The sequence below is a fragment of the Streptomyces sp. NPDC000151 genome (assembly GCF_040301705.1).
Taxonomy (GTDB): Bacteria; Actinomycetota; Actinomycetes; order Streptomycetales; family Streptomycetaceae; genus Streptomyces.
In genome coordinates this window covers 1-11395 of sequence record NZ_JBEPFC010000018.1, presented here as the reverse complement: position 1 = coordinate 11395, position 11395 = coordinate 1, and the positions used below count along the sequence as shown (strand labels likewise).

Annotated in this window: 9 protein-coding genes; 2 read left to right on the top strand and 7 right to left on the bottom strand. The window is 72.1% G+C overall.

All coding sequences use genetic code 11. The features are described 5' to 3' along the window. Window positions 1–8: 8 nt before the first annotated feature. Genes ABT381_RS08545 through ABT381_RS08520 form a run of 6 tightly spaced genes read right to left on the bottom strand, consistent with a single transcriptional unit; the run spans window position 9 to window position 7352 of the window. Window positions 9–1130 carry a cytochrome P450 gene (locus ABT381_RS08545; protein WP_351589745.1) on the bottom strand — a complete coding sequence of 374 codons (1122 nt, stop codon included), beginning with the start codon at window positions 1128–1130 and terminating at the stop codon, window positions 9–11. Window positions 1131–1176: 46 nt separating this feature from the next. After that, window positions 1177–2385 carry an acyl-CoA dehydrogenase family protein gene (locus tag ABT381_RS08540; RefSeq protein WP_351589742.1) on the bottom strand — a complete coding sequence of 403 codons (1209 nt, stop codon included), beginning with the start codon at window positions 2383–2385 and terminating at the stop codon, window positions 1177–1179. Between the two features lie 44 nt (window positions 2386–2429). After that, on the bottom strand, window positions 2430–4679 hold the full coding sequence (locus ABT381_RS08535) for an iron-containing redox enzyme family protein (RefSeq protein WP_351589739.1): 2250 nt from the start codon (window positions 4677–4679) through the stop codon (window positions 2430–2432). Beyond that, on the bottom strand, window positions 4679–5641 hold the full coding sequence (locus ABT381_RS08530) for a 3-oxoacyl-ACP synthase (RefSeq protein ID WP_351589736.1): 963 nt from the start codon (window positions 5639–5641) through the stop codon (window positions 4679–4681). Before ABT381_RS08530 ends, ABT381_RS08535 begins: the two co-directional genes overlap by 1 nt. Continuing rightward, window positions 5638–6513 (bottom strand): isocitrate lyase/PEP mutase family protein, encoded by an 876-nt coding sequence (locus tag ABT381_RS08525; protein ID WP_351589733.1) that lies wholly within the window; start codon window positions 6511–6513, stop codon window positions 5638–5640. The genes ABT381_RS08530 and ABT381_RS08525 overlap by 4 nt, the downstream gene beginning before the upstream one ends. A gap of 47 nt (window positions 6514–6560) precedes the next feature. Continuing rightward, complete coding sequence (locus ABT381_RS08520; RefSeq protein WP_351589730.1) at window positions 6561–7352, bottom strand: thioesterase II family protein; 792 nt, start codon at window positions 7350–7352, stop codon at window positions 6561–6563. A gap of 577 nt (window positions 7353–7929) precedes the next feature. Between ABT381_RS08520 and ABT381_RS08515 the strand changes: the two genes are divergently transcribed. Further along, window positions 7930–8685, top strand: a complete 756-nt coding sequence (locus ABT381_RS08515) for a LuxR C-terminal-related transcriptional regulator (protein ID WP_351589727.1) — start codon at window positions 7930–7932, stop codon at window positions 8683–8685. A gap of 73 nt (window positions 8686–8758) precedes the next feature. On the opposite strand, the gene ABT381_RS08510 is transcribed toward ABT381_RS08515, so the two are convergent. Then, a complete protein-coding gene (locus tag ABT381_RS08510; protein ID WP_351589724.1) occupies window positions 8759–9730 on the bottom strand; it encodes a DMT family transporter in 972 nt (323 codons plus the stop codon). 303 nt (window positions 9731–10033) lie between these two features. Here ABT381_RS08510 and ABT381_RS08505 point away from each other — a divergent pair. Next, a partial coding sequence (locus ABT381_RS08505; RefSeq protein WP_351589721.1) for a DUF4192 domain-containing protein occupies window positions 10034–11395 on the top strand: 1362 nt, incomplete at its 3' end.

Below are 11395 nucleotides of genomic sequence, written 5' to 3'. Positions count from 1 at the left end.
ATCTGCGCCTACAGGCACGGGATACGGGCGTTGGCCAGCGGCCGGTACGTCACCTCGGCCGGCAGCTCGGGCGGGTCGAAGCCGGCGGCGAGCAGCTCGCCGACGACTCCGCAGGTCACGGCGACCGCCAGGGCCTCCCCGGGACAGCGGTGGGTGGCCGCGCCGAAGGTGAAGACCACGGGGTCCGGGCGGCCGGGCAGAAAGGCGTGCGGGTCGGGGTTGGCCGCCGGGTCGCGGTTGGCGGCGGCCAGTACCACCAGCACCTGCTCGCCCGGCGCGACCTCGGCGCCGCCGTACCGGAACGCCTCGGCGGCGAACCGGCGGGTGTTCTGGATCGGCGCGTCGTGCCGCACGACCTCCCGGACGAAGGCTTCCGGAGCGGTCGGCCGCTGCCCCTCACGGGCCAGCGCCAGCAGGGTGTTGCCGATCAGGCCGGCCGTGGCGTCGTACGTCTGGGACAGGAAGCCGACCGCGTTGGCCAGCAGCGGCGCCGTTTCCGGCCAGTCGGCGCGCCGCGCGGCCCGTACCAGCTCGGCGAGGAGCCCCGTGCCGTCGGCGCCGCGCTCGATGCCGGGGCCCAGCAGCTCCTGGAGCCGGCCGGCCGCCAGCGCCGCCGCCCGCTGCTGCTCCGGCGTGGCCGAGGCGGGGATGCACTGGACGAAGTCGCCGATGAGCCGGGCCGTTTCGGCGTCCGCGCCCTCGTCCAGCCCGCACAGCGCCGCCACCACCTGCGCGGGCACGCCGAACATCAGCTCTTCGAAGGGCGGCCGGCCGTCCTTCAGGTACGCGCGGGTGCGCTCCGCGGCCAACTGGGCGGCGTGCGCGGTGTCGGCCCGGCCCAGCGCGTCGACGACCACCCCCTTCAGCCGCCGCTGGAGGGCGCCGTCGGTCATCCGCACCAGGGACCCGAAGACCTCACCGGCGGGGGTGCCGACCAGGCCGGCCGGCACCGGCTCGGCGGCGGGCCGGACGCGCAGCGCGCCAGAGGTCAGCACGGCGCGCACCGCCGCGGCGTCGCTCGCCACCCAGGCGCCCACGGCCGGGTCGAAGGCGAAGGGACGCTCGGCCGCCAACGTCGCGTAGTAGGCGTAGGGGTCCGGCAGCCGGACCGCTTCGATGGGGGTGGTCACCCGTGGGACTCCTTGCTCGGTGGAACGGTGTGGGGGGGCGGGCCGGTCAGATGTCGCGCGCTGCCCGGGCCGCGCGGCGCGGGTCGAGCGTGCCGGCGATGGTCAGCCGCATGACCTCGGACGTGCCCTCGTAGATCCGCAGGGCGCGGATCTGCCGGTACAGGCGCTCGGTGACGCTGTCCTTGACCACCCCCGACGCGCCCAGCAGCTGGACGGCCGTGTCGACGATGCGCTGCGCCTCTTCGGTGGCGTACAGCTTGGCGATGCTGGAGTGCCGGGCGAAGCGGCGGCTGCCGCGGTCGGCCTCCCAGGCGGCCCGCGCCACCAGCAGGGCTGCCGCGTTGAGCTGGACGTCCATGTCCGCCAGCGACGCCTGCGTCAGCTGGAGGTCGATCAGTTTGGCGCCGCCGATCGACCGTGTACGGGCGCGGGCCAGGGCCGTGTCTGCGGCCCGCCGGGCGAAGCCGAGCGCCGCCGCGCCGACCGTCATCCGGAAGCGTTCCAGCAGGTCCATCGCGATGACGAAACCCTTGCCCGGCTTGCCCAGTACGGCGTCCTCCGGCACCCGGCAGTCCTCGAAGTCGAGGTGGGCGAAGGAGCGGGGCGCGAGCGCGTCCAGGCGCTGCCCGACCCGTACGCCGGGGGTGTCGGCGGGCACCAGGAACGCCGTGAGGCCCAGTGCTCCCGGGGCACCGCCGGTGCGCGCGATGACGACGTACACATCGGCGATGCCGCCGTTGGCGATCCACGCCTTGCGGCCGTTGAGCACGTACCCGCCGTCCGGGTCGCGGTCGGCCCGCAGTGCGACGGCGGCGACGTCCGAGCCCGCCTCCTCCTCGGACACCGCGAAGGCCCCCACGAGCGAGCCCGTGGCCATCCGCGGCAGGTAGTGCCGCTTCTGCGCGTCGCTGCCGAAGCGGATGAGCGGCGTGGCCGACAGCGCCTGGATGGAGAACGCGAAGTCCGCGAGGTCCTCGGCGTAGGCGAGCGCCTCGCGCGTCAGGCAGAGGGCGCGGTGGTCGCCGGGCAGGCCCTCGGCGCCGGACTCCGGGTCCAGGAAGGCGAGCCAGCCGTCCTCGCCCAACTGCCGTACCAGGCGCAGCCCGGCCTTCTCCGGGTCCTGCTGCCGGACTTCGTCCCACAGGGCGGTACGGGCGTCGCACCAGGTGCCGAGGGCGTCGGCGAGCCGGCGGTGCCGGTCTTCGTAGAAGGGGAGTTGCAGTATTTCCGGGTCGAAGCTCGTGATCTGTTGCAAGGCGGGGTCTCCGTGCGGGAGGGGCGGTGGGCGCGCGGGAGGCGTCAGATGACCAGTTCGGCGTCGTCGGGCCGGGCGGCCGGCACCACGGGGGCCGGCGCTGCTGCCCGGCGGTCGGTGACCTGCTTGACCAGCTGGTGTTCGACGAAGTACGCGAAGGAGGCGTAACCGCGCCAGATGCGGCGCCACTCCCGCTGGACGGCTTCCTCGCCGGAGGCGCGCCGGACGTCGTCGAGGTAGGAGACGATGATGTCGGCCGACTGGCGGGCGTGGCCCGCGGAGAAGTTGTCGATCGACAGGTGCGCCTCTTCGTAGGACACGTCGAAGTTGTGCCGGCGCAGTTTCTGGATCTCGTGCAGCCGCATCTCGCCCAGCCCGAACATCTCGATGCCCAGGTTGTAGCCGAGGATCTCGTTGTAGAGCGTGTCGGGGAAGAGCGACAGGCACACCTGGTGCACGGAGAAGCCGTAGAGCCCGTCCGGCAGATCGCCCTGGTCCAGGAACTCCTGCTGCCGGATGTGCGGCAGATGGATGTCCATGCTCGCCAGCACCTGGTGGATGAGCGTGATGTGGTTCTTGGCGAGGTCCCCGCGGCCCATCTCGTCGGCGTAGATGGCGAACAGCATGCGGTCGCTCTGCCGGTGGTCGCGGCCGAGGTTGCCGACGCGGTGCGCCCAGCTGCCGTCGATCAGGCTGCCCAGCGCGAACGTGGACTGCCCGAAGACCACCTCGTCGCGGTCGGGTATCTCCGTCAGCGGACGGTACGGATTCACCAGCTTGTCCCAGTAGATCCGCTCGACGCGCTCCATGAGGGCTTCGGGGGTGTAGTCGAAGTACTCGGCGTCGGTGAGCTTTCCGCCGCCCCCGTGGGTGAAGAGCAGCTCCGCGTCGGCGAGACCGGCCTCGGCGCGGTCCCGGGCCACCGGCAGGATGTGCGGGTACTGCTCGATGTTGACGATGCGGTGGAACAGCTGCCGGTCGTCCAGGCCGCGCTCCGGCTCGGCCGCCACCACATCGGCCGGCGCGGCGCGCCGCAGCGCTCCGGCCCACTCGGCGGCCTGCTCGTCACCCGCGGTGTTCGGCCGGAAATCGAGGTCCGCCGGCTCGCCCGCGGCGATGGACTCCGTCCACGCCGTGAACGTGGCGGCCTCGTGCTCGTCGAAGATCCCGAACATCGGCCCGCCGAATTTGATCGACTGCAGGAACCGGCAGACGCCCGAGGCGCTGGTCCGCGTCTGCCGGGCCTCCCGGAAGACCGCCACGAACTCGGCGAGGTCGAGGTCCTCGTCGCCGAGCCACTCCGAGAGCCGCCGGCCGCCCATCCGTACGCCGCGGTGCTGCTTGCCCGCGAACGGCGCGTGCCGGGCCACGATCTGCGCCACCCTGGCGTCCAGGGACAGGCCGTCCTGCCAGTCGGCCAGCTCGGTGAGCAGGGCCGTGTGCTCCCGCTCCAGGCGCAGCACCACCTCGATCGCGGTGCGCGTCCGCCGCCGGTCCTCGGCGCCGGTCGGCGACTGCTCGGTGAGCGCGAGGTACTCGGCGAGGACCGTACGGGCCGCCGCCTCCGGAAGGAGCGCCTCGGTCCCCAGCAGCAGGTCGTCGACGCCCAGCGCGCACATCGCGTAGTGCACGCCCACCACTTCGGGCAGGAAGGACGCGGGGAGCCGGGAGAGCGCGAGGGGGAACGCGGCGTGCAGGGCGGTCAGCGGGCGGGCGCCGGCCTGCTGGAGGAAGTCGGCGGCCTCGATGCCGGGCAGGTGGACGCCCAGGTCGTCCAGGGCCCGCCGGCGCCGCGCGAGCAGGCCGCGCTGCGGAGTGCCCTCGCCCCGCAGGAGGAAGTACTGGCCGAACAGGCGGTTGACGATGACGGAGGGCTGGGTGGCGGCCTGCGACACGGTGTCCAGCCAGCAGCCGCCGAGCAGCGCCAGGGGAGCCCGCTGGCGCAGCACGAGTCGGTGCGTCTCCGCTCCGGCCTCGCGCAGCGCGGTGAGTGCCGGTACGAGGGCGGCGCGCGCCTCCTGGACGTACGCGGCGACCGCGTCGGCATCGGTGCCCTGCGGGAGGGCGGGATCCGCGGTGGCGGCGGCGCTGCCGAGGAACGCGTCGAGGACGCGCCGGGCGACGAGCAGCGTGGTCTCGCTCTCCTGGTCACCGAGCAGCTGCCCGAAGACGCCGGCCGGCGCGCCGTCGAGGACGGCGCCGGCCTCCTCGACGGCCTTGGGGCTGAACAGGAAGGGGGCCCGGGGCAGGGACGTGGTCAGGTCCGGAAGCGGGAATCCGGTGTGCGCGTTCATCAGAGCTCCCTGGAGGTGGTGGCTGCCGGTGCGGGGGCGGCGGACAGCTTGCGCAGCAGGACGCCGACGCGGACGCCGGGCACGCTCGCGGCGAGCAGATAGTGGCCGCCGTCCCGCAGCTGTCCGGCCGCGCCCCGGTCCACCAGGTTGATCAGCGGATCGGCGGCGAAGCAGTGGCCGAACCGGGTGATGTTGTCGAGGAACAACTGCTCGGCGGTAAAGCCCGCTTGGCGTTCCTTCATGACGACGAGCGGCTTGTACAGATTGAGGTGCAGCACGCCGTCGACGTCACCGGCCTTCATGCCGGCCGCCGTGAACACCCGCTCGTTGACCGCGCGGGCGAGGTCGGAGCTGATCTCGTTCGACCAGTCCAGCGCCGTCGGGTCCTGCGCCGAGGCGCCGGCGACCATCTCGTAGGCGTCCGTGCCGTGCGGCTCCTCGCCCACCACGCAGGCCGCCGCGCCGTCGCTGAAGAGGGCGAAGTTCTCCATCCGTACGGATTCGTCGCTGATCCGGTCGGTGGAGAGGACCAGCACCCTGCGGTGGTGGCCCGCGGCCACGAACGCCTGCGCCATGCGCAGGCCTACCAGCAGATTCGTGCAGCGGTTGAGGGTGACGCCGGTGAAGGCGGCGTCGCCCAGCCCGATCCCGGACATCACCGCCGCCACGAACCTGCCATGGGTGCGGGGCCCGCCGGGGAACCTGGTCGAGCACATGATGAGGCCGTCGACGGACCCGGGGTCGACCCCGGCGGCGGCCAGCGCCGCCACGCCGCTCTCCACGGCCAGGGTCTCCAGGCTCTTCGCCGTGCGCCGGATTGTTCCCCAGCCCCACAGCGCGGCCTTCGGAGGCATGCCGAAGTCACGGGCGCGCGCGGTGAGGTCGGTGATCGTCGAGTGGTCGGCCTCGGTCTCCCCCAGGACATAGCGGGGAGCGGACAAGTATGCCGGTGCGGTGTTCACGGTGTGGGGTCACTTTCCGGGCCGGCCGGCGGGCCGGGCGCCATCATCGCGTTGGCCTCGGCATACGGGACGGCGTCCGCCCCGAAGCCGAAGGTGCCGTGGTCACGGATTTCCTGGGCCGCACGGACGACGGCGCCGAGCGAGGCCCGGGAGAGCGCCGAGCCGACGCTGATCCGCCGTACGCCCAGGGCGCCGAGCTCGGTGACGGACAGCCGCAGCGCGGGCGAGCCCACCAGGACGTTGACGGGCGCGGAGACGGCGGAGCACACCGCGCGGATGGCGTCCGCGTCCGGCAGGGCCGGCGCGTAGAGCACGTCGGCGCCCGCGGCCTCGTACGCCTGGAGGCGGCGGATGGTGTCGTCGAGGTCGGGCCTGCCCTGGAAGAAGTTCTCCGCCCGTGCGGTCACCAGGAAGGGGAAGTCGAGCTCCTTGGCCGCGGCGACGGCCGCCGCCACGCGCTCCACCGCCTCTTCGAGAGGGCGTACGGGGTCCTCGGCCAGGCCCGTGGAGTCCTCGACCGACCCGCCGACCAGGCCCACCGCGGCGGCGCGCCGGATGGTTTCGGCCACCTCCTCCGGGCTGTCGCCGAAACCGCTCTCCAGGTCGGCGGAGACCGGCAGCGGGGTCGCGGCGACGATCGCCGCCGCGTTGTCCAGGATCTCCGTCCGGCCGATGGGGTCGGCGCCGTCGGGCAGGCCCATGCCGTGCGCCAGGCCGGCGCCGGTGGTGGCGAGCGCGGCGAATCCCAGCCCGGTCAGGATGCGGGCGGTCCCCGCGTCCCACGGGTTGGGCACGACGAAGGGCTGCGGGCCCTCATGGAGCTGCTGGAACGCGACGGCGCGGCGGTGCTGTGCTGCGGTGGAGGGGTTCATTCGGGGTGTCTCCTCTGCGGTGCTCGGGACATGGGCGCAATGCACTGTCAGATAAGCTCAACGTGCTCATCAACAGGCGCGTTCGCGCCAGGTGCCCCTGCCCCTCGAACGAGCGACCGCAGCAGGCCGGTGACGGCGCCCGGGCTGCCGTCGAAGTAGAAGTGGCCGCCGTCGGCCCAGCGCTGGGTGAGCCCGCCGGCGCATTCGCGCTCCCAGGGAGCGAGGCCGGCCTCCGTGACGTGCGGATCGTCGTACCCATTGAGCAAGGTGACGGGTACGTCCAGCGGTGCTGCCGGGCGGTAGGCGTACTCCGCGACCATGCGGAAGTCCGACCGCAGATGCGGGAGCAGCAGTTCCTGGAGCGCCTCGTCGGCCACGATCTCCGGCGGCAGCCCGCCGAAGAAGCCCACGGCCTCGGTGAATTCCCGCCCTTCCAGCCGCGCGGTCTCCACGACGCGCCGGGTGGGCAGCAGCGCGGGAGCTGAGCAGCCGGAGGCGACCAGGTGCCGGAAGTCCGGCAGGCCGCGGATGCGCCGCGCGACCTCGAAGGCGAGTACCGCGCCGAAGCTGTGTCCGAAGAGGACGAAGGGCCGGTCGGCGGTCGCGGCGATCGCCGCCGCCGCTCCGTCGGCGAGTTCCGGGACGGTGGTGAGGGCGGTCTCCCGGTAGCGGGGGCCCCGTCCCGGCGGGCAGATCGCGACCACTTCGGCGTCGTCTTCCAGGTCCTGCTGCCAGCCGAGAAAGGCGCGGGGATTGCCGCCGGCGTGGGGGAAGCAGTAGACGCGGGAGGCCTGCCGGGGCCCGGCTTCACCGCGCAGAAACCATGGGGAAGAAGTCACAGTGCGGAACCGATCTCTCGTACCTGGTGGGGGGTGGGCACGCTCTCAGGAGGTCGACCGGGAACCGGCCGCATTCCAGCCGACATCGTCGAGCCGGACGTCACCCGAGGGATGTGCGGAGACCGAGGTGTCCGCGGGACCGGCCCCGGGCATGACCGCCAGAAAACCCGCTACCGCGACGAACCCGATACGAAGAGTGAGGAGCGAACGTCGGGTCGTGTGGGCCCTTGAGAAAGAATTTTCCCGCATGTTCTCGGTACCTCTCTTGTGAAGAGCGTATGAACCGGTCAGGGAATGGGGTGGCAAAGGGGGAGGGGTGTCTTGGTCGAAGCGAACGCGCCCTCCGTGATCGCCTGCTTTCAATCTTCCTTGCCGCAAGCCGGAGTTGAAGATCTAAGATGGTTCGGGTTTCCGTACTGCGGGAAACCGAGGGGTCATACATGCACCTAAAGGGCGTACGGCTCGGCATGGGGGATAGCGGATGAATGATGCAAAAGGTGTCAATGTAGAGCAGAACGGACAGGGTTTTGCGCGATTAGAGCCCCTGTCCGAGGGGGCCGAGAGCACGCTCCGGCGCATGGCCGAGCAGTTGGACGAGCTGTCCAGGCTCACCGTCGGCCGGCCGATCGACGGCATCGGCGACACCCAGGAGGCGCCGGTCGCTCCCGCGGAATCCGGCATTTGCCATCTCGACGGCCTGGATGTCATAGCGGGCGCCATCAATGAGGCGCTGGCCGGCGCACGCAGGGAAATCCTCACCGCACAGCCGGACGGGCCACGACCGGGCCCGGTTCTGGAAAAGGCGCTGGAATCCGTGCGCCGCCATATCGAGGCGGGGGTGGCGATGCGCACGCTGTATCAGCACACCACGCGATTCGACGAAGCGACCAAGAAGTACGTACGAGCGGTCTCCGATTATGGCGTGCGAGTCCGCACGCTGGCCGAATTCTTCGACCGCCTTATCGTCATCGACGACGCCGTCGCTTTCATCTCGGCGAATGAGAGCCGCACGCACGCCTTAGCGATCAGGGAGCCGGCGGTCGTGCGTTTCCTCAAGGATGCTTTCGAGCGTTCCTGGGACCGTGCGAAGGAGTTTCCGTTCGTTCCGCTGCACGCGGCGAAGGCGGCCGGCGACGTCATTCCGTCACTCCGCGAATCCATCAGCAGGCTGCTCATCGGGGGGTACTCGGACAAGCGGATCGCGCGTCGGCTCGGTATCAGCGAAAGGTCGCTGCAAGGGCACATCGCGGCCATGAAGCAGGAACTCGGGGCGCACACCCGGGTGCAGCTCGGCTACCTCCTGGCAAGGAACGAGACCACGTTCGTGCTGTGAGTGGCCGCACAGGGAGGGGCCGGAGGGAGTGTGTACTCCCTCCGGCCCCTTCCGGACGTTGTGGCGCTTGCGGTCAGTGGCGTGTCTCCGCCGCCGGGGCCTCGGAATCGGCCGCGGGCGACGGCTCGGCCGCAGGAGCCGGCGACGCCTGTGGCGCGCGTACGCCGCGCCTCCGGGAGACCGCGACCCCGCCGAGGCAGATGGCGCCGCCGAGGAGGGTGAGCCAGCCCGGCACCTCCCGCAGGAAGAGCCAGGAAATGAGGACCACCACGGCGGGCACCGCGTAGGTGGTCGCCCCCATCTTGCCTGCGGTCGTCCGGGACAGCGCGTAGGCCCAGGTGCTGAAGGCCAGGGCGGTCGGGAAGAGCCCCAGGTAGACGACGTTCAGGGTCGCCGAGAGCGGCGCCTCGGAGAGCTGCGAGACCAGCTGTCCGCTGAACGGGAGGCAGGCGACCATGCCGATGAGGCAGCCGAACGTCGTGGTCTGCATCGGGGTCGCGTACCGCAGGGCGGGTTTCTGCGACACCACCCCGCCGCCGTACGCCACGGCCGCCAGCAGGCAGAGCAGTACGCCCAGTACGGAGGACGAGCCCTCGCCGGACGTGGAGAAGCCCACCACGACCGCGCCCACGAACGACACCGCCATGCCGAGCAGCAGCAGGGGCGGGAAGCCCTCCTTGAGCAGCCAGCCGCCCAGCAGCGCGATCACCATCGGTCCGACGTTGACGACCATGGACGCGGTACCGGCGTCGACTTTCTGCTCTCCCCAGTTCAGGACCACCATGTAGACCCCGAACCAGAGCACTCCGGATACCACGATGCCCGGCCATGCCTTACGGGGCGGTAAACCGCCCCGTTTGACCAGCAATACACAGACCAAAGCGACGGAACCGGTCACGAGCCGGCCCAGCGCGAGCGCCCCGGGGCTGAAGTAGTCGGCCGAGGCGCGAATGGAGACGAACGCCGAAGCCCAGAGAACAACGGTGACCGATGCCGCGATGAGCGCACTACGGTCGGTTCCGGAAGTATTTGTCGATCGATTCACGCAGGCAATCTAATCACCCGCATACCTCGTGAACAGGTCGCCGCGCAGCTCGTCACCGCCCAATTCGCCCTGTTGTCGCGGCATTTGGCAAAGGCGGCCGACGCCGCGTCCGAGGGAGGGCTGCGGTGCCTCGCGGCCGGCGGAAACCGCTCGCGACCTGCACGATCGAACACCGACGCGGAACACGTACGCCGGTCCTGCCCGCCGCCTCCGGTCGTCCGCCGCGGATTGTGGAAAACCTCGTCACCCGGGAGATATCCACAGGGGTCGCGGCGGCGGGCCGGGCCGCGGGATCTTCGAGCCATGAACCAGCACATCGAGCCGGCGAACCCGGCGGAGCACCGGTCCTCCACGTCCCCGAAGAACCCCGAAGCCCAGGTCACCCTGCGCGGCCCCGCAGAACTGGCGGATGCCTTGCCGTACTTGCTCGGCTTCTATCCCGACGACAGCGTCGTCCTCGTCGCCCTCCAGGGCGAACGCGGACGCTTCGGCGGCCGCGTCCGGCTCGGCATCCCCGCCGACACCGCCCAGTGGCCCGCCGTCGCCGACCAGCTCGCCGACTGCCTGATCACCTCGGCCCGGGAGCGCGGCACACCGCCCCGCGGCATCATCGCCTTCCTCTGCCAGGACCCGGCGTCCGCCGAAACCGGCCGGGAGGTGAAGGACCGCCTCAGGCCGCTCGCCCAGCGGCTGCGCACGGCCTGCGGCAGCCGGGACGTCCCCGTCATGGAAGCCCTGTGCCTCTCCAACGGGCGTTACTGGTCCTACGTCTGCCCGGACGAGCGCTGCTGCCCGGCCGACGGCACCCCGCTCGTCCTGCCCGGCACGTCGGTCATGGCGGCGGCCGCCGCCTACGCCGGCGTCCAGGTCCGCGGCTCGCTCAAAGAGATGGAGGCGCGGCTGCTCCCGCTCACCGGGTCCCGCGCCGACGGCCAGATCAAGGCCCTCGACGCGGCGGCGGCCGCCCTCGTCCCGCGCATGCTGTCCGGCCAGGACCCCCGTGCGGTCCGCGAGGAGACCTGTGCCCTCCTGGCCCGCACGCTCCACACGTTCCGCGGCGACCCGCCCTCCGGCAGTCACCGCGCCAAGGACGCCTGCGACGACGCCCTCCTCGGCGACGGCGAGGCCGCCGAGCTGATCCTCGGACTCCAGGACCGCCTCACCCGCGACCGTGCCGCCGCGTGGCTGGAAGGCCCCGATGCCGCTCCGGCGCTGCGGCTGTGGCGCGCACTGGCCCGCCGCTGCCCCGGGGCGTACGAAAGTCACGCCGCCGCACCGCTCACGCTGGCCGGCTGGGTCGCCTGGGCGACGGGTGACGCCGCGTCCGCCCGCGTGGCCCTGTGCCGTGCCCTCACCCTCGACCCCGACTACCTCTTCGCGCAGCTCCTCCACCGCGGCCTCAACGAAGGACTCGACCCGGAAAAGCTCCGCGACTGCCTCCGCTCCACGCCGAACCCCGCCGCGTCCTCCGTGGCGTCGGAGGACGCCGTTCCCGTTCCGGAGCAGCCGGCGGCGTGCGCCCCGGACACCCCGGCCGAAGCGCCCGCGCTCCCCGGCGAAGCGCCCGCGCTTCCCGCCGAGGAGGCCCCGCTTCCCGCTGACTCCCGGCCCGAGACGGCCACGACCGCCTCCCGCACCGGCCGGGCGCCGAGCCCCCGCCCCCGT